Source organism: Streptomyces sp. NPDC048270, from assembly GCF_040652335.1.
Lineage (GTDB): Bacteria > Actinomycetota > Actinomycetes > Streptomycetales > Streptomycetaceae > Streptomyces.
The window spans coordinates 16,396-35,578 of record NZ_JBEZLV010000051.1 but is presented as its reverse complement, the minus strand read 5'-3'; the positions used below and the strand labels follow the sequence as shown (position 1 = coordinate 35,578).

Annotated in this window: 18 protein-coding genes; 12 read left to right on the top strand and 6 right to left on the bottom strand. The window is 73.9% G+C overall.

Annotated features, from left to right (window positions below; genetic code table 11):
• Positions 1–131: 131 nt before the first annotated feature.
• The 9 genes from AB0D66_RS30355 (at position 132) to AB0D66_RS30315 (ending at position 5,626) form a co-directional block, all read left to right on the top strand.
• Entirely contained in the window at positions 132–428 is a 297-nt protein-coding gene (locus AB0D66_RS30355) for a GvpL/GvpF family gas vesicle protein (RefSeq protein ID WP_362310393.1), read from the top strand.
• Complete coding sequence (locus AB0D66_RS30350; RefSeq protein ID WP_362310391.1) at positions 425–610, top strand: gas vesicle protein; 186 nt, start codon at positions 425–427, stop codon at positions 608–610. Before AB0D66_RS30355 ends, AB0D66_RS30350 begins: the two co-directional genes overlap by 4 nt.
• Positions 607–879 carry a gas vesicle protein K gene (locus AB0D66_RS30345; RefSeq protein WP_361766946.1) on the top strand — a complete coding sequence of 91 codons (273 nt, stop codon included), beginning with the start codon at positions 607–609 and terminating at the stop codon, positions 877–879. The genes AB0D66_RS30350 and AB0D66_RS30345 overlap by 4 nt, the downstream gene beginning before the upstream one ends.
• A 43-nt stretch (positions 880–922) precedes the next feature.
• The gene (locus AB0D66_RS30340) at positions 923–1,366 is read left to right on the top strand and encodes a hypothetical protein (protein WP_362310389.1); all 444 of its coding nucleotides are present in this window, start codon (positions 923–925) and stop codon (positions 1,364–1,366) included.
• A gap of 97 nt (positions 1,367–1,463) precedes the next feature.
• Positions 1,464–1,874, top strand: a complete 411-nt coding sequence (locus tag AB0D66_RS30335; RefSeq protein WP_362310387.1) for an SsgA family sporulation/cell division regulator — start codon at positions 1,464–1,466, stop codon at positions 1,872–1,874.
• 117 nt (positions 1,875–1,991) lie between these two features.
• Complete coding sequence (locus AB0D66_RS30330; RefSeq protein WP_362310385.1) at positions 1,992–2,957, top strand: LLM class F420-dependent oxidoreductase; 966 nt, start codon at positions 1,992–1,994, stop codon at positions 2,955–2,957.
• Between the two features lie 11 nt (positions 2,958–2,968).
• Positions 2,969–3,637: an HAD family hydrolase gene (locus tag AB0D66_RS30325; protein ID WP_362310383.1), complete on the top strand. Its 669-nt coding sequence runs from the start codon at positions 2,969–2,971 to the stop codon at positions 3,635–3,637.
• Positions 3,638–3,731: 94 nt separating this feature from the next.
• On the top strand, positions 3,732–5,198 hold the full coding sequence (locus AB0D66_RS30320) for an ornithine decarboxylase (protein ID WP_362310381.1): 1,467 nt from the start codon (positions 3,732–3,734) through the stop codon (positions 5,196–5,198).
• A gap of 200 nt (positions 5,199–5,398) precedes the next feature.
• Positions 5,399–5,626: a DUF4287 domain-containing protein gene (locus AB0D66_RS30315; RefSeq protein WP_362310379.1), complete on the top strand. Its 228-nt coding sequence runs from the start codon at positions 5,399–5,401 to the stop codon at positions 5,624–5,626.
• A gap of 78 nt (positions 5,627–5,704) precedes the next feature.
• On the opposite strand, the gene AB0D66_RS30310 is transcribed toward AB0D66_RS30315, so the two are convergent.
• A complete protein-coding gene (locus AB0D66_RS30310; RefSeq protein WP_362310377.1) occupies positions 5,705–7,339 on the bottom strand; it encodes a helix-turn-helix domain-containing protein in 1,635 nt (544 codons plus the stop codon).
• Between the two features lie 143 nt (positions 7,340–7,482).
• Here AB0D66_RS30310 and AB0D66_RS30305 point away from each other — a divergent pair, with 143 nt between their 5' ends.
• Genes AB0D66_RS30305 through AB0D66_RS30295 form a run of 3 tightly spaced genes read left to right on the top strand, consistent with a single transcriptional unit; the run spans position 7,483 to position 11,492 of the window.
• Positions 7,483–8,985, top strand: coding sequence for a sodium:solute symporter (locus tag AB0D66_RS30305; RefSeq protein WP_362310376.1), 1,503 nt, complete (start codon positions 7,483–7,485; stop codon positions 8,983–8,985).
• On the top strand, positions 8,982–9,791 hold the full coding sequence (locus tag AB0D66_RS30300) for a class II aldolase/adducin family protein (RefSeq protein ID WP_362310397.1): 810 nt from the start codon (positions 8,982–8,984) through the stop codon (positions 9,789–9,791). The genes AB0D66_RS30305 and AB0D66_RS30300 overlap by 4 nt, the downstream gene beginning before the upstream one ends.
• Positions 9,792–9,800: 9 nt before the next feature.
• Complete coding sequence (locus AB0D66_RS30295; RefSeq protein ID WP_362310374.1) at positions 9,801–11,492, top strand: thiamine pyrophosphate-binding protein; 1,692 nt, start codon at positions 9,801–9,803, stop codon at positions 11,490–11,492.
• Between the two features lie 76 nt (positions 11,493–11,568).
• Here the strand turns inward: AB0D66_RS30295 and AB0D66_RS30290 are convergent, their stop codons facing one another.
• From AB0D66_RS30290 to AB0D66_RS30270, 5 genes are read right to left on the bottom strand one after another with little or no spacing between them, the layout of a single operon-like run.
• Entirely contained in the window at positions 11,569–14,121 is a 2,553-nt protein-coding gene (locus tag AB0D66_RS30290) for an acyl-CoA reductase (RefSeq protein ID WP_362310372.1), read from the bottom strand.
• A gap of 2 nt (positions 14,122–14,123) precedes the next feature.
• Positions 14,124–15,272 carry an acyl-protein synthase gene (locus tag AB0D66_RS30285; protein ID WP_362310395.1) on the bottom strand — a complete coding sequence of 383 codons (1,149 nt, stop codon included), beginning with the start codon at positions 15,270–15,272 and terminating at the stop codon, positions 14,124–14,126.
• A gap of 23 nt (positions 15,273–15,295) precedes the next feature.
• Complete coding sequence (locus AB0D66_RS30280; protein ID WP_362310370.1) at positions 15,296–16,441, bottom strand: GNAT family N-acetyltransferase; 1,146 nt, start codon at positions 16,439–16,441, stop codon at positions 15,296–15,298.
• Complete coding sequence (locus tag AB0D66_RS30275; protein WP_362310368.1) at positions 16,438–17,778, bottom strand: MFS transporter; 1,341 nt, start codon at positions 17,776–17,778, stop codon at positions 16,438–16,440. Before AB0D66_RS30275 ends, AB0D66_RS30280 begins: the two co-directional genes overlap by 4 nt.
• Positions 17,775–19,052 (bottom strand): AMP-binding protein, encoded by a 1,278-nt coding sequence (locus AB0D66_RS30270; RefSeq protein ID WP_362310366.1) that lies wholly within the window; start codon positions 19,050–19,052, stop codon positions 17,775–17,777. The genes AB0D66_RS30275 and AB0D66_RS30270 overlap by 4 nt, the downstream gene beginning before the upstream one ends.
• Positions 19,053–19,183 lie beyond the last annotated feature (131 nt).

The following is a 19,183-nucleotide window of genomic DNA, read 5'->3' as shown; positions in this document are numbered from 1 at the left end:
GGCGAGGGTGAACCCGTCGTGCGCGGTCAGGAAGTTGACCGAGGCCGCGGTGCCGCGGCTCGAGTAGAGGTCGGGCGAGCCGGCGATGCGGGGGCCGCGCCTACCTGCGCCGCCGGCTGAACGACCGCCGGGTGCAGGCCGATCGCACCGGCCAGGCCCAGCGCACGGCCGAAGCCCTCCACGAGCGGCTCACCCGCCAGGCGTCCGGCGCCGTCCTCCACCCGCCCCAGCAGCGGCAGCTGTCCCACGTACCGGGAGAGAACGTCCTCAACGCCGCCTACCTGGTGCCCACCGCCGACCGGCAGGCCTTCCTCGACAGCGTGCCGCCGGTCGACGAGCTGCCGGCGGGTGTCCGAGTGGAGGTCACGGGCCCCTGGGTGCCCTACTCCTTCACCCACACCGCCACCGCGCCGGCCCGGCCCGCATGATCGCCAACCAGGACGTCGCCCTCGTCGACCTCCTCGACCGCCTGCTGGCGGGCGGGGTGGTCCTCGCGGGCGACATCACCCTGCGGATCGCCGACATCGACCTCGTCCGCATCGACCTCAAGGCGCTCATCAGCTCGGTGAACGACGCCGTCCCCTCACCCTGGAAGGAGGGAGCCCCGTGAGCCGACAGCAGAGGCTCGACCTCGACCCCGACACCGTCGAGCGCGACCTCGCCTGCCTCGTCCTGACCGTCATCGAACTCCTGCGCCAGCTGATGGAGCGCCAGGCGCTGCGCCGCGTCGAGACCGGCGGACTGACCGAGGAGCAGGAGGAGCGCCTCGGCCTGACCCTGATGCTCCTGGAAGACCGTATGGAACTGCTGCGCACCCGCTTCGGACTCGAGCCCGAAGACCTCAACATCGATCTCGGCCCCCTCGGCAAACTCCTGTGAGCCCGACGGGTTTACCGCACGGGCTTTCGGTCACACGCGAGACATGACTGAATCCGAGAAGACCACCAACAGCCGTTCCACGTCCGGCGGTTCCTCGAACGGGACCAAGCCCCGCTCCCAGGCCGCCACCGCGGCCCGCGACGGAGCGAAGGCGGCTTCCACCGGAGCCCGCGACGGAGCGAAGGCGGCCTCCACCGGAGCCCGGGACGGAGCGAAGGCGGCCTCCGACGCCGCGAGCGGTACCGGGCGCGTGCTCACGGCCCTGCCCGCCCCGCTGGCGGAGAAGACCGTCGCGGCCGCGCAGGCCGTCCGCGGCACGGTCGGCCGGGCCGGATGGATCTGGACCGCGGTGCGCGCCCGCAAGGCCATCGCGGCCGGAGCCGCCACCGCCGGCGCGGTCGTCGTGACCACCGCCTACAGCGCGGGCCGCCGCGCGGGCCTGCGGCAGCGCGGACCGCTCTCCCGGCTCACCGGCGGACGTATCTGATCCCGCTGTCCCGCGGTTCCCTCGATCGGTCCAGTGTGGCAGGGGCGATGCGGGGCACACGAGCGCAGCCGTGCAGCCCAGCCAGGAGGCCCCCTCGATGTCCTGTGTGTCCGCTCTGATCGTCGTGCGCCTCGACGCGGCGACGGGCCAAGTGCCCCTCCTCGCCCGCTTCTCGTATGACGACACTGCTCCGTACGAAGTACAGGCCGCGTTCTTCGACGGCCCCAGCGTCCTCGCACGCTGGCACTTCGACCGGCAGATGCTGGCCGAGGGACTCCACCGTCCGGTGGGCGAGGGGGACGTGGCCTTCCGCCCCCGCCAGGGACCCGGCGTCGGCGAACTCCGGGTCGACCTGCGCGGCGGGAGCAGCGGCCCGCACGGGCAGGCCGTCCTCTTCGTGGACGCCCGCGCCCTCACGGCGTTCCTGGAGCAGACGTACGCGGTCGTCGGCGCCGGCCAGGAGTTCCTCGACCTCGACAGGCTCCTCGACGAGTTCCTGGCCCGATGACTCCCGCGATGACCCCCGATGACGCCCGACGGCCCCCGGCCCGCGGCCGCTGAGCCATCCGAAGGCTCGTGGCCGCGGGAGGGTTTCATCCGGCCCGATCGCGGCAAGGCGCCATCTATGGTGCAAATCGGGTACACGATGATGACCGAGCAGGCAGGCCCGCGTGAGCTGGTGGACCACGTGGTGGGAGCGGAGCGGGCGGGGTTCGACTTCTCCGTGATCTCGGACCACTCGTTCCCCTGGCTGGAGTCGCAGGGGCACGCCCCGTACGCCTGGAGCGTCCTCGGCGCGGCCGCGCAGGCCACGTCCCGGATCCCGCTGATGACGTACGTGACCTGCCCGACCTTCCGGTACCACCCCGCGGTCGTCGCACAGAAGGCGGCGACCCTGCAGATCCTGTCCGAGGGCCGGTTCCGGCTGGGACTCGGCTCGGGCGAGAACCTGAACGAGCACATCGTCGGCGCCGGCTGGCCCGCCGCCCACGTACGGCTGGAGATGCTGGAGGAGGCCGTGGACATCATCCGGCGGATGTTCACCGGCGAGTACGTGAGCCACCACGGCACGCACTTCGACGTCGAGAACGCCAGGCTCTGGGACGTCCCCGACGACCTGCCCCCGATCGGGATCGCCGTCTCGGGCCCGGTCTCGTGCGAGGTCGCGGGCCGCCACGGCGACCTCGTGATCGCCACCGAGCCGAAGGCGGAGCTGCTGCGGCAGTTCGACGCGCACGGCGGCGCGGGCAAGCCCCGGGTCGGCCAGCTCCCCGTCTGCTACGACACCGACCGCGACGCGGCCGTGTCCCGCGCGCACGACCAGTTCCGCTGGGCCCTGGGCGGCTGGCGCGTCAATGCCGAACTCCCCGGCCCCACCGGTTTCGAACAGGCCGCCCAGCACACCCGGCCCGAGGACGTGGCCGAGGCCATCCCGTGCGGCGACGACGTCGAGGCGTTCGTCGAGGCGGTGCGGCCCTACGCGGAGGCGGGCTTCACCGAGGTCGCCCTCGTCCAGATCGGCGGCGACCACCAGGCACCGTTCCTGGAGTGGGCCGAGGCCAAGCTGCTGCCCGCCCTGCGGAAACTGTGAGGGGGACCCGCATGGACCGCGCTGCCCTCTTCGACGTCGACGGCACCCTCACGGACACCAACCACCTCCACGTCACCGCCTGGTGGGAAGCCCTGCGGCAGGCCGGACACCGCGTGCCCATGCACGCCGTCCACCGGGCGATCGGCCTGCCCGGCGAGGACCTCCTGGACCACCTTCTCGGCGAGGACCGGGACCACTCCGACGACGACCGGATGAGCGCCGCCCACGACACCCTGTACGCCACGTACTTCGACCGGCTCCCCGCCTTCGACTCGGCAGCGCAGCTGCTGCGCACCCTGTCGCAGGCCGGGTGGAAGGTCCTGCTGGTCACCTCGGCCAAGGACAGGGAACTCGAGGCCCTGCGCAAGGCCGTCGACGCGGACGACGCCATCGACGACACCGCGACCTCCGATGACGTGGAGCACGGCAAACCCGCCCCCGACCCGGTCCGGCACGCCCTCGAACTGGCCCAGGTGCCGCCGGAACGCGCGGTGTTCGTCGGCGACTCCGTCTGGGACATGGAGGCGGCCCGGCGGGCCGGCGTGACCGTCGTCGGCCTGCTGTGCGGCGGGATCCCCCGGGGTGACCTGGAGGAGGCCGGGGCGGCGGCCGTCTACCGCGACCCGGCTGATCTCCTGGCCGGCCTGGGCGCGAGCCCGTTCTCCCGGGTACCCGCCTGAACCCGCGCGAAGGGCGGGGCCCACGCCGGGATTGCCCGGCCCGCCCCGCGCCGGACCGCCGTTTCCCGCCGCCGCCTCCGGGCAGGCGCGGGCCATGAACCAGTCGAAGGCCCCGGTACTCGAAGCGCTGGCCGCCTACCACGAGAGCGGCCAGACCCCTTTCACACCTCCCGGACACAAGCAGGGCCGCGGCACCGACCCCCGGGTGCGGGCCGTCCTGGGCGACGCGGTGTTCCGGTCCGACGTACTGGCCACCAGCGGCCTGGACGACCGGACGTCCTCCCAGGCGGTCGTGGAGGCGGCGCAGGCGCTGATGGCCGAGGCCGTCGGCGCCGACCACGCCTTCTTCTCCACCTGCGGCAGCTCCCTGTCGGTGAAGTCGGCCATGCTGTCCGTGGCCGGGCCGCACGACAAGCTCCTGGTCGGCCGGGACGCCCACAAGTCGGTCGTCTCGGGCCTGATCCTCTCGGGCATCCAGCCCGTCTGGGTCGACCCCCAGTGGGACGACGAACGCCACCTCGCCCACCCGCCGACCGCCGAGGCCTTCGAGGCCGCCTTCGCCGAGCACCCCGACGCCCGCGGAGCCCTGGTGACCACGCCCACCCCGTACGGCACCTGCACGGACCTCGCCGCCCTCGCCGACGTCTGCCACCGGCGCGGCCGGCCCCTGATCGTCGACGAGGCCTGGGGCGCCCACCTGCCCTTCCACCCCGACCTGCCCGCCTGGGCGATGGACGCCGGCGCCGACGTGTGCGTGACCTCCGTCCACAAGATGGGCTCCGGCCTGGAACAGGGCTCGGTATTCCACCTCCAGGGCGACCTGGTCGCGCCCGAAGTGCTCAAGAGCCGCGAAGACCTGCTGGGCACGACCAGCCCCTCGGTGCTCGTCTACGCCGCGCTGGACGGCTGGCGCCGGCAGATGGTCGAACACGGCCGGGTCCTCTACGACGACGCCCTCGCCCTCGCCGCACGGACCCGCGAGCGGATCTCCCGCATCGACGGCATGCGGGTGCACGGCCGGGACGACTTCTGCGGGCCCGGCCGGGCGGCGGACATGGACCCCCTGCAGATCATCATCGACATCAGCGCCTGGGAGGTCACCGGATACCGGGCCGCGGACTGGCTGCGCCGGCAGCACCGGGTCAACCTCCACGTCGCCGACCACCGCCGCGTCAGCGCCCAGCTCACCCACGCCGATGACGAGGGCACGGCCGACGTCCTGCTGGCTGCCCTGACCGACCTGGCCGCCCACGCCCCGGAGCTTCGGACCGGCCGGCCCGTGCAGGTGCCCCCGCCGTCCCGGATCCGGCTGGAGCAGGCGGCCCTGCCCCGCGACGCCTACTTCGGGCCGACCGAACAGGTCCCCTGGGACAAGGCGCACGGACGGATCGCCGCCGAGATGCTGACCCCGTACCCGCCGGGAATCCCGGCGGCCCTGCCCGGGGAGCGCCTCACCCGGGACGTCCTGCGCTACCTGCGCTCCGGGGTCGAGGCGGGCATGTTCGTACCGGACGCGGTCGACCCGCGGCTCACGAGCGTCCGGGTGGTGCGCGAGGAGTGACCTGGAGGCCAAGTGACCCGCCGGGTGCCGGGCGGCCGTGTCCGGCACCCGGCCCCCGCCTGCCTCCCGACCCTCCACTGGTGGATTCACGTCCGCAGGGCCGATGAGTTCCCGCTCGTCCCGGGGTCTACCCACCGACGACACCGAAGCGCCGTCGGGTTGGCTCTCCGATCCGGCGCACTGATGAGACGGAGCACCCCATGCCCGACACCGTGCACGGCCCCGCCGCCTACTTCCCCTCGATCGAGAAGAAGTACGGCCGCCCGGTCGCGGAGTGGAAGGACCTCATCCGGTCCTCGCCGCTGACCCGGCACATGGAGCTCGTCGCCTGGCTCAAGTCCGAACACGGCCTGGGACACGGCCACGCCAACGCCCTCGTCGCGCACACGCGGGCCGAGGACGCCGAGGGCGCCGCCCAGGAGGGCTGACCAGCACGGTCCGGGCTGCCCGTCACCGGCCGCGGCGTGCGGCGCTCCCGCTGGAGGAGGCGGCGCTGCACCGCGCCGTCACGGCCGGTCGGCCGCGCCCGCGCCGTCGGCCGCGGCCGCGACCGGGCGTTCGCCGGGCAGCCAGCGCAAGGCGAACCACAGCTCCATCCGCAGGTCCGGGTCCTGCAGATCGGCGCCCAGCAGCTCGGCCACGCGGCCGATGCGGTGGCGCACGGTGTTGCGGTGCACCTGGAGCGCGGCGGCCGACTGGTCCCAACTGCCTTGCAGGGAGAGCCAGGTGCGCAGCGTCTCCAGCAGGACGGCGGGCCCGGGCGACGCGGCGTTGTCGAGCGGGGCGAACCGGGTCCGGGCCAGCGCGCTCGCGTCGGCGGCGTCCACGATGCCGTGGACGCTCTGCTCGTCGGTGCGGTGGCGGACGACGGGCTCGCGCCGGGCGAGGGCGCGCCGCAGCGCGCGTTCGGCCTGCGTGTCCGCGATCGGCAGGTCGACGGTGGCCACGGGCGGGCTGAAGCCGAGGGTCCAGCCCAGCCGGGCAGCGGCCTCGGCCTCCGCCTCGACACCGTGCCCTCCGGGCACCAGGGCGCGCAGCGCATCGCCGTCCAGGTCGAGGTAGGAGGTGCCCAAGGCGGTTCCGAGGGCCGCGAGTTGCACGGGATCGCCGTCGGAGGTGGCCGTCCGGCCGGCCTGCGGCCTGCTGCGGTGGCCGTGGACGACCACCCACCGTCCGCCGGGCGGTGCGCCGGCCGGGAGGAGGGCGGGGGCGACCTCGGCGGGCGAGGCTCCGAGCATCAGCCGGACCAGCGCGCCCGCGCCGGCGGCATCCGTACCGAGGGCGTGCCGCGGGCTGGTGAGCAGGGAGAGCAGGACGGTGGCCACGCCCGTCACCGACCGGTGGACGACCGTGGGCGCCGCGGCGGCGGCGATGCCGACGACCAGCGGCCCGGCCACGCCTTCCCTGCCGGGAAGCGTGTGCACGGTGAGCCGGCCGCCCGCGTGGTGTTCGGCGGCCGCGGTCGGGGGCGGCTGGGTGCGGCCGGCCCCGGTGTGCCGGGACCGCGCCATCGTGCGTACGGCCAGGTCGAGCAGCTGTCGGCGGACGGCCGGCTCGGGCCGGGGTCCGGCGCTGAACAGCTCCCGGCCGTGCGCGTCGACCAGCACGGTCCAGGCGGCCAGATGGGCGGAGAGCTGCTGAAGGACCGCGGGCATCGCGTCGGGGCGGGCCGCGGCGGAGGCGAGGCCGGACTGGGCCTGCGAGACCTGCCGCAGGTCCCGGGTGCTGGCCTCGGCCATCGCACCGTAGAGGGAGCGGCCGATGGCCACGAACGGGGTGGCGACCGGAACGCGCAGCAGGGGCAGGCCGTGCCGCCCGCAGGCGAGGACCAGGTCCGGCGGGACCTCGTCGTACACCGGTGCCACGCCGAACCCCAGCGCGGCGGCCCCCGCCCCGACCACGCCCCGCACGTAGTCGTCGATGCCCTCCGCGGTGCGGGGGAGCCGCACGCCGGCCGTGAGGAGCAGTTCGCCGCCGATCAGGTACGGGGCCGGATCCTCGACCTCGGTCGTGCCGGCGGTGCCGATCAGCCGGTCGTCGACGGGTCCGGCTATCTGCTCCAGACCCAGTTCGGGGTCGGCGAGCAGCGTGGCGAGGGGCAGGGCGGGGGAGCCGGGCGCGGGGGCGTGGGGCGTGGTCATCTCGTCCGTCCGTTGGATGGTTCATCCATTCTTCACCATCGCATTGGATGGAATCTGCTCTTCCGGGGAGTCCGCGGTCCGCATAGCGTCAGCCCCATCCCCGCTTCACCGGCACCTGCCGCCGCCCCAACGGAGGACCCCTCATGACGGTCGACTACATGGTGATGTTCGGATACCTGCTGGGTATCGTCGGCGTCGGATGGTGGGGCAAACGGCGCGCCGCGTCCAAGAGCGACTTCCTCGTCGCCGGCCGCCGCCTCGGGCCCGTGATGTACACCGGCACCATGGCCGCCGTCGTCCTCGGCGGCGCCTCCACCATCGGCGGTGTGCGCCTCGGATACACCCACGGCCTCTCGGGCGCCTGGATGGTCTTCGCCATCGGCCTGGGCCTGCTCGCCCTGAGCGCCTTCTTCTCCGCCCGCATAGCCCGGCTCAAGGTCTACACCGTCGCCGAGATGCTCTCGCTGCGCTACGGCGACGCCGCGAGCCTGATCTCCGGCCTCGTGATGTGGATCTACACGCTGATGCTGGTCGTCACCTCCACCATCGCCTACGCGACCGTCTTCGACGTCCTGTTCGACGTGCCGCGCTGGGCGGCCGTGGTGATCGGCGGCTCGGTCGTCGTCGCCTACTCGGCCATGGGCGGCATGTGGTCCATCACCCTCACCGACATGGTGCAGTTCGTGGTGAAGAGCATCGGCGTCCTGGTGCTGCTCCTGCCGATCGCGGTCGTCAAGGCCGGCGGCTTCGCGCAGATGAAGGACGAACTCCCGGACGACTACTTCTCCTTCACCTCCATCGGCGGGGAGACCATCTTCACCTTCGTGCTGATCTACACCTTCGGCATGCTGATCGGCCAGGACATCTGGCAGCGCATCTTCACCGCCCGCTCCGACAAGGTCGCCTCCTACGGCGGCACCGCGGCCGGCCTGTACTGCCTGGTGTACGCCCTGGCCGGCGCGTTCATCGGCATGGCCGCCAAGACCCTCTACCCGACGCTGGAGAGCGCCGACAGCGCCTTCGCGACCATCGTCAAGAACCTGCTGCCGACGGGAGTCAAGGGCCTGGTCCTCGCGGCGGCGCTGTCCGCCATGATGTCCACCGCCAGCGGCGCCCTGATCGCGTCGGCGACGGTGGCCAACAACGACATCCTGGCCCGGCTGCGCGTACGCGGCGGGCGCCCCGCCGGGGCACCGGACCACGAGGACCACGACGAGGTCCGCGCCAACCGCGTGACCATCGTGGCCCTGGGCGTCGTCTCGATCGTCGTCGCCTGCCTGCTGGACGACGTCATCGCCGCCCTGACCGTCGCCTACAACATGCTCGTCGGCGGCCTCCTCGTCCCCATCCTCGGCGGCTTGCTGTGGCGGCGCGGCAACCTCCAGGGCGCTCTCGCCGCGATGACCGCGGGCGGCCTCACCGTGATCACCCTGATGGTCACCGAGGGCGTGCTGGCCAACGAGCCCGTCTACTACGGCCTCGCCGTCAGTCTCGTCGCCTACCTGGCGGTCAGCCTCGCCACCCGGCCCACGGACGCCGCGATCCTGGACCGGTGGCGCCGCCGCCTGGCCGGTGAGGACACCGCCCAGGCCGCCCCGCCCGCCGCCGCCCCCGCGGTCGCCGCACCCGCCGCCTCCGAGCACTGACGGACGGAGGACGGAAGACGGAAGACGGCTGCGGAACAAGGAACTCGGAGGACTCCATGGACACCACCGAACGCGTGCTGCGCCGCGAACTCGCCGCGGTCTACCGGCTGGTCGCGCACTTCAGGATGACGGACCTGATCTTCACCCACATCTCCGCCCGCCTCCCCGGCCCCGAGCAGCACTTCCTCATCAACCCCTACGGCCTGCTCTTCGAGGAGATCACCGCCTCCAGCCTGGTGAGGATCGACCTGTCCGGCCGGCCCGTCGAGCCGGGCCCCCACCCCGTCAACCCGGCCGGCTTCGTCATCCACGGCGCGATCCACAGCGCCCGCCCGGACGCCCACTGCGTCCTGCACACGCACACCCGAGCCGGCTGCGCCGTCGCCGCCCAAGCGGACGGGCTGCTGCCGCTGAACCAGATGTCGATGGAGTTCCACAACCGGCTGGGCTACCACGACTACGAGGGGGTCGCCCTCAACCTCGATGAGCAAAAGCGCCTGGTCGCCGATCTGGGCGACCACCCCGCGATGATCCTGCGCAACCACGGCCTGCTGACCGTAGGCGCGAGCCCCGCCCAGGCCTTCCTGCGCATGCACTACCTGGAGCGGGCCTGCCAGATCCAGACCACGGCCATGGCCGGCGGCGCCCCGCTGGTGCTGCCCGCCCCCGAGGTCTGCGAGCTGACCGCCCGACAGCTCTCCGGAGAGCAGCACGGGTCCGACTTCCAGGACGACGAGGCGTACGACCTGGCCTGGGCCGCCCTGCTCCGCCTCGTCGAGCGCATCGCCCCCGACCACGCCAACTGAGAGACGCCGATGAGCACCGAGAACCCCAGCGGCACCCGCGGCATTCGCACCACCCGCGGCATCCGCAACACCCGCAACGGCGGCGACCTCGTCGTCGAATCCCTCTCCGCCCTCGGCGCCGAATGCGTCTTCGGCCTCCCCGGCCAGCACGCCCTGGGCCTCTTCGACGCACTGCGCCGCTCCCCCCTGCGCTACGTGGGCCTGCGGGTCGAGAACAACGCCGGCTTCGCCGCCGACGGCTACGCCCGCACCGCCGGTACCGCCGCCCCGCTGTTCCTCTCCACCGGCCCGGGCGCCCTCACCTCGCTCGCCGCCCTCCAGGAGGCGGCCGCCGCCTCCGTCCCCGTACTGGCCGTCTCCAGCCAGGTCCCCTCGGCCGGCCTCGGCGGCGGCCGGCACGGCTACCTGCACGAACTCGTCGACCAGCAGGCCAGTTTCCGCGACATCGTCAAGAGCGTGCACACCGCGCGCACTGCCTCGCAGATCCCCTCCGCCCTGGCCGCCGCCTGGGAGTCCGCGCTCAGCGTGCCCTACGGACCGGTCTGGTTGGAGGTCCCCCAGGACGTCCTGCTCGCACCGACCACCGTCCCCCCGGTGACCGGTCTGCGCGCCGAGCCCCGCCCGCTGCCCCCTCGGCCCGAGCTGATCGCAGAGGCCGCCCTCCTCCTGGCGGAGGCCGAGCGCCCGGTCATCCTGGCGGGCGGCGGAGTGATCCGCTCGGGCGCGACCGGGGAACTGCTGCACCTCGCCGAACTGCTGCGCGCCCCGGTCGCCACCACCTTCGGAGCCAAGGGCGCCTTCCCCTGGGAGCACCCTCTCTCACTCCAGTCCTGGCTGGAGGACCGCCACACCACCGACCTGCTCGAGCAGGCCGACGTCCTCCTCGTGGTCGGCTCCGGGCTCGGTGAACTGTCCAGCAATTACCACACGTTCGCCCCGCGCGGCCGCCTGATCCAGATCGAGGCGGACCTCGGCAAGCTGGAGTCCAACCACCCCGCCTTCGGGATCCACGCCGACGCCCGACCCGCCCTGGCAGCCCTGGTCGACTCCATCCCCGCCAGGGAGCCGGACGGCCGCGCCGAGGCGGCGGCGGCCGGGCTGCTCGAACGCGTCGGTGCGCGCCTCGACGAGCAGGGGCTGCACCTGGAACGCGGACTGCTGGCCTCCCTGCGGCGCGCCCTGCCCGACGTCGCGCCGGTCTTCTTCGACATGACGATCCTCGGCTACTGGGCCTGGTCGGCCTTCGACGCCCGCGTACCGAACGCCATGCACTCCGCCCAGGGCGCCGGCGGCCTCGGCTACGGATTCCCCGCGGCCATCGGCGCGGCGGCCGCCCGCCCGGACCGGCCGGTGCTCGCGGTCTCCGGGGACGGCGGGGCGATGTACTCGATCGCCGAGCTGGCGACCGCCCGCCAGCTCGGCCTGAACGTCACCTGGCTGATCGTCGACGACGGCGGCTACGGCATCCTGCGCGACTACATGACGGACACCTTCGGCGAGGCCACCGCCACCGAACTCGCCCGCCCGGACTTCGTCCGACTCGCCGGATCCTTCGCCGTCCCGGCCTCCCTCACCACCCCCGAGGACCTGGAGCGGGACCTGGCCGCGGCCCTGGCCGCCCCCGGCCCGAGCGTCCTGGTCCTCCCGGCCCTGCTGCGCATGTTCGCCCCCACGCACACGGCGCCGGCCCCGGCGCCCTGAGCCTCGGACACGGCGGGACCACCACCGCCGGGCGAGCGGGCCGGGCACGCCCGTTCGCCGCCCGCCCGGCCGTCGCCTAGCCGCGTGCGTCCACCACCGCGAGGAGCTTGCCGCTGGCCGCGCTGCGGTCCAGCGACGCCCCGTCGACCACCTCGACCACCAGCTCCAGCAGCTCCTCCGCCACCGCCGAGCGGAGCTCCGGGTAGCCGGCGAGGAAGACCTCCCGCAGCCGCTCCGCGTCCGCCGCCCCGGCCCGCTCCACCCGTACGGTCAGCCGCTCGCGCGCGTCCGTGCGGTCGAGCCGGATCTGCAGCTCCCCGCGATGGCCGCCCTGTTCCCCGGCCAGGGCCAGGAAGCGGCGGTGGCCCAGGAAGTAGGTCGCCACCCGCATCACGTCACCGGTGCGCCCCCGCAGCTCGAAGCGGGGCGCCGTCCGGCCGCAGGGGCAGCGGCCCGGCACCTCCCGGCCGAGGTCGCCGATCACGTACCGGCCCAGGTGCTGCCCGCGCCGGGCGTGTGTGGTGAAGACCAGCCGGCCCGTCTCGCCCGGGGCCACCGGCCGGTCCTCGACCGGATCCACGATCTCCATCGTGTGGAGGTCCGCGTGCAGGTGGTGGACACTCCCGGAGCTCTCGGTGCACTGGTAGCCGAGCGGGCCGAGGTCGGTGCTGCCGTAGGTGATCGAGCGGACGGCCTCGATGCCGAACGTGTCCTTCAGGGTGCGCTGCTGCTCCTCGGTGAAGTGCTCGCCGCCGTAGAAGACCTTGCGCAGGCCCCCGTACGCGCGCAGGGCGTCCGCCTCCGCGTGGAGCAGCTGCCACAGGTAGGAGGGCATCCCGAAGAGGGTGTCCGCCCCGTGGTCGATCAGGGCCCGCGCGGTGGCGCGGTGGTCGGGCCCGGCGGACAGCGGCAGCTGCACCCCGCCGAGCCGCTCCAGCACGGAGAAGAAGCTGATGAAACCGCCGTACATGCCGCCGCAGTAGAAGAGGTTGGCGGTGCGGTCCCCGACCGGGTCGTAGCCGGCGGCGAGCAGGCCGCGGGCGGCGGCGTGCATCTGGGTGTCGTAGTCGTCGTAGCTGAAGAGCGACAGCGCGGGCGCGCCGGTGCTGCCGCCGCTGCGGAAGTACAGCTCGGCGTCGGCCCGCGCCACCCGCGGGCCCAGCTTCTGCACGTCCTCCTTGCCCAGCAGGGGGCCCGCGGGCCGCGGCAGGACCACGGGGCGTGCCAGGTCGTCCAGGCAGGCGGTGGTGGCGAAGCGGGCCGGATCGGCCTGGACCGCGACGCGGCGGCTGTAGCGCTGGAGGGCGTAGACGCCGTCGTGCGGCTCGCCCGTGTAGCTGTCCGGCATGGCGCCGACCGGGGTGACGCGGGTGACGCCGGCGGCGAGGGCGGTGCGCGACAGTTCGGCGATGTCGGTCGGGCTGCCCGCGAGGCCCGCGGTCTGCAGGTAGCGCCGCATCGGGCGCAGGGTGGCGACCAGCCGCTTGCGGGGCAGCGGTTTGACCCACACGCTGCGGTGCAGCGGAGAGGCGGTGAGCGGGGACCGGGTGTCGGCCATGACCCGCCAGGAGCCGTCGGGCGCGGCGAACACCCGGGTCAGGCCCAGGTGTTCCTCCAGCCGGGCCACGAGCTCGGTGGTGGTCAGCTCGGCGGCCTCGGCGGGATCCGGCCCGTCCGCCGACGCGTCGGCCACGGCCGGCGGCCGGGCCGCGAGGACGGCGGCGAACCGCTCGGCGAAGGCGAACACCTCGCCCTCGTCCTCGGTGTCGAGGTAGACCACCTGCGGGCTGGAACAGGCCTGCTGCTCGTACCGGCACACATCGTCCGCGAGGCCTTCGAGCGTGCCCGGATCCGACCAGGCGTCACCGGTCAAATACGCGAAGGAGATCCGGTGCCCCCACTCCACCAGCCGGCAGCCGGCCGGCACATGGGCCGCCACCCCTTCGACGGCCCCCTCCCCGCCCCATACGGCGACGGCGTCCGCGGGCGCGCACATCAGGCGCAGCCACTCCTGCCGGGAGGAGGGGAAGCGCAGCACGACGATCCGCGCGGCCAGCGCCCCGCTGGGGTCCAGGGCCGCGAGCTCGGCCAGCAGGTGCTGGGTCAGGAGGGTGTCCGAGCCGCTGGTCTTGAGGACGTTGACGTTCCCCGCGAGCAGGCCCTCGACGACGCTCAGCGGCGCGACGGTCGCGGCGTTGCCCGGGGCGATGTGGGCGACCAGGCCGACGGGAGCCCAGGCCTCGTAGACCGTCTCGCGCGGATCCGCCCGGTTCAGCCGGCCGGGCGTCGCGCTGCCGAGTTCGCGGCGCAGCTTGCGGGTCAGCTCCCGCCGGCCGAGCAGGCCGCCGAGCTCGGCCAGGACGGCCGGGTCCTCGCCCGCGGGCAGGTGCGGCGCGAGCCTGCCGTGCAGCGGGTGGGCCGGGTCGCGCAGGGCGGCGGCCAGCGCGTCGCAGGCGGCCAGGACGGTCTCGGTCTCCAGTCCTTCGGCCAGTGCGGCCTCGACGGCGGCCGGCAGCTCCGCGAGGCGGCGCCCGGCTTCCTCGTCGCCGATGAAGGCGCCCTGCCAGTAGTGGTGCGCGGCGTCCGCGCCGTCACCGTGGTCCTCGTACACGGCCTTGTTCTCCGTCACGCTCACGCCATGCCCTTCATCAGTTCCGCTGCGGCCACCGCGCAGCTGCGGTTGCGGCTCACCCCGGCACGGCCGTGGACGGTGAACCAGGGGGTCCGAAGCCCGCACCCGCAGGCGTCGCCCGGCCGCAGGGAGGCGAGGTCGCCCATGACCACGCTCTGCGCCGGCACCGAGGTGATGTACGGGGACACCAGGTGCAGGTAGCCCCGTTCGCCGTACGGCAGGGGCTCCAGCGTGCGGGTGGAGCGGATCGTCACCCGGGACCAGACGGGCGCGTGCAGCCGGTGGCGGTCGCACTCGATGTACGGGATGCAGTGCTCCACCGACCCGAAGGTGTCCCGGATCCGCTCACCCGGGATGCCGAGCTGCTCGGTGACGCGGGCGTACAGCTCCTCCTTGCCGATCCGCCGGTCGGCGTGCCCCTTCCAGCCGCCGCCGAGGACGACGAGGGAGCCCTCGGGCAGGCGCAGCGGGGGCAGCCCCATGGCGCGCATCCGCTCCAGGGTGAAGAAGAGGAACGCCGGGAAGCCCAGGATGCGGACCGGGGCGTCCTCCCGCTCGAAGCGGCGCAGCGCGGCGATGCACCCGAAGGGGTCGAACTCGTGGTCGCCGCCGGTGTTGCGCAGGGCGTACTCGACGCTGCGCGCCGGGGCGAAATCGCACAGGTAGTTGTCGGTGAAGGCGGTCCCGAGGTTCAGCGAGGGAGCCGGCTCGTAGCTGTACAGGAGGTAGTTGACCTCCTGGTCGGGGGTGATCCAGCCGTTGCGGTCGAAGATCCGGGCGACCATGCGCTGGGCGGAGCGAATGGTCCACCGGTCGAAGAACATCTGCGACTTCTGGCCGGTGGTACCGGAGGAGGTCAGGTGCAGATCGACCTCCTCGCGCGGGATGGAGAGCACCTCGTGGCGCTTGAAGAAGTTCGCGTGGACGAGCGGCGCGCGGTACGGCTCGGCCGGGGGAGTGGCCTCGTACAGGGAGCGGAAGAACGCGGAGCGCTCGGTGTGCCAGGCGTTGGCCTCCGCCATGGCCGCCGCGAACAGTTCGTCCTCCGCGGGCCCGAAGGCGTACGGGTCGGTCAGGTCGCACAGCTGCTGTACGTGCGGCAGGAGGGCCGGGTCGGGTACGGCGACCGGCGCGAGATGCGGGTTCACAGGATTCACGGGGTGTGTGGGGCTCATGAGGCAACCTCGGTGGATGTGGGCAGATGGGTCGACGCCCAGGCCGACACGAAACAGTCCAGATAGGGCTGGAGGGGCGGTTCGACGGCGACGCCGCGGAAGTCGATCCGCTCGCTGGAACGGGACAGGACGGCGTAGTCGTGGAAGCCGTCCCCGTCCGCTCGCATCGCCGGGTAGAGGGCTCCGGCGACGAACCCCTGCGCCAGGAAGGCCGAGAGGGCCTCCTGGTGGGCGAGCGGCACCAGGGCCTCGACGTATCCGGCGCCCGCACGGGCCAGCGCGCGGGTGACGGGTTCGAGGTGCGCGGCCGCGGCGGCCGGGTCCGGGTGGGCGGTCAGCAGGGAGGCGTACCCGCCGGCGCGGTTGACGTAGGCGTAGACCTCGAACCGGCCGTCCTCGGGGGTGAGCAGCACGTTCGGGGTGTGCAGCGGGTAGAACCAGCCCTCGGCGCCGGGGAACCGCTCGCGGAAGCGGCGGCGTACGAAGGCGGGAGCCTCGATCGACTCCAGCCGCTCGACGGCCCCTTGCGGCGCGGGTGCGGGGAGCGGGCCGGCGGCGGCCCGCACCCCGGGGTAGCCGATGCCGAGTGCGGCTCCGGCGGTGCGCAGCAACGGCAGGAGCGGGGCGGGCACTTCGGCGACGGGGATCCGGCGATCGAGCACGCCCGCGGAGTGACGCGCGTAGAGCGCGAGGCTCTCGCGGCTGCGGAGATCCACCGCGTTGGGCAGGATGCCCAGCGGACGGAAGCCGTTGCGCGCGACGACACGCTGAGGACCGGCACTGACGGTGCGTACGGTCGCGTACACCGAGTCCAGCCGTCCCGTGTCCAGCATCCCGGCGCACAGCGCCTCGGTCAGGGCGGCGGCCAGGCCCCCCGAGCGGTGCCCGGGGTGGACGGCGATGCCCTCCAGGCGGCCGATGCGGCTGCCCGGCTCACCGTGGATGGCGGCTGACGCGGTCAGTGCACCGGTGTCGGGGCAGCGGCCGACGAGCCACAGGGAGTGCGGGTCTGCCATGAGCCGGGCCATCTCGGCCGGGTCGGTGCCGAGGGCCACCGGGTAGTGCGGCCCGTAGACGGCGTAGTAGAGCTGGCGCAGCTCGGCGATGTCCGCACGGGCGGCCGGGGTGATGACGGGGTTCACCGGCCGCCCCCGACGGGCTGCGCACGCCGGCCGCCATCCGCTGCGGGGGAGCCGAGCAGGGCCAGCGCACAGGCGGCGGGGACCAGGCCGATCCCCTGCACCAGGCACAGCGTCTGCGGCGACAGGACGTCACCGGCCGTGCCGAACACCAGTGAGGCCACCGGCAGCGAGGCCCCCAGCACGGCTTGCATCACGGCGAAGAACCCGGGCTTGTCCGCCGCCGGCACCAGCCGCTGGAAGAGGGCCACGAAGCGGACGCTGACGGCCCCGGCACACCAGCCGGCCACGGCCAGGCTGCCGGCGACGACCGGACGCTGCGCGATCAGCCCGGGCAGCGCCAGGGCGAGGGCCATGAGGCCCAGGCAGTAGGCACCGGCGACCGTGGGCCGCCCCGGCACGCGGGCGCCGGTGAAGGCGCCTACGAGCGCACCCGTGCCCAGGGAGGCCTCCAGCAGCGCCACCGTGCCGCCGCCGCCCTGGAGGACCGAGCGGGTGTAGAGGGGGATGACGACGAACACGGCGGTCGTGAACAGGTTCGCCACCGCGAAGCAGACCAGGATCCGCCGTACGTAGGGCAGTTCGCCCAGGATGCGGCGGAGCGTGCGCCGCGGGGGAGCGGCTGCCGGCGGGGCGTCCGGGGCAGTCGATGCGGTCGCGGTCGCCGCGGCGGCCGATAGGGACGACGCGGTGCGGAAGCGGGCGCTCGCGACGAGGAGGGCGGCGCCGAGGTAGGCGGCCGCGCACCCTGCGGCCAGTCCGGCCACCCCGGCCCGGTCGACGGCGAGGGCGCCGAGCAGCGCCCCGCCGAGGCCGGCCAGGGACTGGGTGGACAGCTCGAAGCCGGTGGCCGTCTCGATGTCGGCGTCGTCGACGAGTTCGGGCACCGAGGTGGTCAGGCAGGGGTCGAAGAACGCCTGGCAGGTCGCCAGGGCGAGGCCGGCGGCGTACACGGTGGCGAGCGGCAGCCCGCCGCCGTACGCCCACAGCGCGAGGGCAGCCGCGGCGCCCCCGGCCAGACCGGCGGCGCTGCACAGCACCGAACGGTGCGCGAACCGGGCGACGGCCCGGGCCACGACGGGCGCCAGCGCCACGGCGGGCAGGGTGCAGACCGCCATGAACAGCCCGGAGGCCAGACCGCGGGCGTCGTGGACGGCGTAGGCGACGATCCACCAGGAAACGCCGACCTGGAACATGCGCACGGCGGCCTGGGTGAGGACCTGGCCGAGCCACACGGCACCGAAGGCGCGGTTGCGCAGGATCAGCGGAGCGCGCCGGCCTGCGATTGAGGCCTCCGCCCCGGTTTCGGCCTCGGGTGCGGCCACGGATGGGGTGGTCATGCGGTCGGCCTCTCGTCGAGGACCCGGACCAGCTTGCCCGAGCGCGGGTTGACGGCGAGGTCGCGGTGGCGCGCCCACTCCACGGACAGCGGGTGCACGAACCCGGCGCGCACGCTGTCCGGATACAGCGGCCGTACGGTCTCCAGCTGCCTGACCACGGCCCTGGCCAGCGCGTCCCGGCCCGCTGCGGGCCGGCCGGGAGCGTCGGGGGCCGCCGCCAGCCGCAGGACGAGCCCGTCGCGGCCGTTCCAGCGGCGGACGACGAGCTGCATGCCGGCCACCTGCCCCGCGGTGTCCGCCGCGGCCACGGCGTCCTGGGCGTCCTGGGTGTAGAGGGAGACGGGGCCCACCCGTACGCCCTCTTCGGCGCGGCCGAGGATCCGGAAGTGGCCCGGCCCGGTGCCGGTCCACTCCGCCCGGTCGCCCGCGGGGTAGCGGATGATCGGCATGAGGCGCCGGAAGAGGCTGGTGACGACCACCCGGCCGGGCCGCCCCGGCTCGGTGACGGGCTCGTCGGTGGAGTCGTCGAGGATCTCGACGACCGAGTACGGGGTGAAGGCGCGGTGCACCCGTGCGTCGGGGCCCGGTACGGGGCGGCCGAGCAGGCCCGCGTCGACGCTGGCGTACCCGACGGAACGCACCTCGGCGCCGGGGAACGCGGTGGCCAGCAGGCGCCGTTGGTCGTCGAACAGGGCCTCGCCGCCGAAGAGGAGCAGCTCCACCGAGTCGAGCCGGGCGGCGGAGGCGATGGTCTGCTCGGCGAGGCGGCACAGGGTGGTGGGCGTGCCGGCCAGCACCTGGGCCGCGAGCTCGCGCAGGGTGGGGATCGTCGACTCCAGCGGTGCGCCGCCGCCGATGGGCAGGCGGACGTTGTCCACGGGCGCGTGGGCCAGCGAGTCGAGGACGAACAGGAAGCTGGCGTACAGCTCCCCGGCGTAGAAGAGGTCGGCGACGCGGTGCCCCGGGCGCAGGCCGGTGTCCACGAGCCCCTGGCCGAAGGAGGTGACGAAGGTGCGCCACTCGTCGCGCGTGTAGACGGAGAACTTCGGGGACCCGGTGGTGCCGCCGGTCTTGTAGACCGTGGCCTCACTGAGCGGCCCGGTCAACACGCGGCTGTCGTGCAGCGAGTTGGCCGCCCAGAAGGCCTTCTGATCGACCACCGGCAGGTCGGTGAGGCGGTCGGCGTGGGGCGGGAGGGATGCGTAGAGGTCCTGGTAGAACGGCGAGTTGTGCCGGGCGAAACGTATGAGGTCCGAGAGTTGCTGGGCGGACATGAGCCTTTGCCTAGGTGACGGGAATGGGGACGGGAGTCCCGGCGGGGCGCGGCGACGACTCGCCTGCGGGCTCGACCGGTGTGCACGGGGGACCCCCCGGCGCCCCCGCCTCCTCGACGCACGCCAAAAGG

What these genes read in the sequence shown, in the direction of transcription:
- AB0D66_RS30350 (WP_362310391.1), top strand. Translation starts at nt 425, where the DNA reads ATGATCGCCAACCAGGACGTCGCCCTCGTCGACCTCCTCGACCGCCTG.
- AB0D66_RS30340 (WP_362310389.1), top strand. Translation starts at nt 923, where the DNA reads ATGACTGAATCCGAGAAGACCACCAACAGCCGTTCCACGTCCGGCGGT.
- AB0D66_RS30335 (WP_362310387.1), top strand. Translation starts at nt 1,464, where the DNA reads ATGTCCTGTGTGTCCGCTCTGATCGTCGTGCGCCTCGACGCGGCGACG.
- AB0D66_RS30330 (WP_362310385.1), top strand. Translation starts at nt 1,992, where the DNA reads ATGGTGCAAATCGGGTACACGATGATGACCGAGCAGGCAGGCCCGCGT.
- AB0D66_RS30325 (WP_362310383.1), top strand. Translation starts at nt 2,969, where the DNA reads ATGGACCGCGCTGCCCTCTTCGACGTCGACGGCACCCTCACGGACACC.
- AB0D66_RS30320 (WP_362310381.1), top strand. Translation starts at nt 3,732, where the DNA reads ATGAACCAGTCGAAGGCCCCGGTACTCGAAGCGCTGGCCGCCTACCAC.
- AB0D66_RS30315 (WP_362310379.1), top strand. Translation starts at nt 5,399, where the DNA reads ATGCCCGACACCGTGCACGGCCCCGCCGCCTACTTCCCCTCGATCGAG.
- AB0D66_RS30310 (WP_362310377.1), bottom strand. Translation starts at nt 7,339, where the DNA reads ATGACCACGCCCCACGCCCCCGCGCCCGGCTCCCCCGCCCTGCCCCTC.
- AB0D66_RS30305 (WP_362310376.1), top strand. Translation starts at nt 7,483, where the DNA reads ATGACGGTCGACTACATGGTGATGTTCGGATACCTGCTGGGTATCGTC.
- AB0D66_RS30295 (WP_362310374.1), top strand. Translation starts at nt 9,801, where the DNA reads ATGAGCACCGAGAACCCCAGCGGCACCCGCGGCATTCGCACCACCCGC.
- AB0D66_RS30275 (WP_362310368.1), bottom strand. Translation starts at nt 17,778, where the DNA reads ATGACCACCCCATCCGTGGCCGCACCCGAGGCCGAAACCGGGGCGGAG.
- AB0D66_RS30270 (WP_362310366.1), bottom strand. Translation starts at nt 19,052, where the DNA reads ATGTCCGCCCAGCAACTCTCGGACCTCATACGTTTCGCCCGGCACAAC.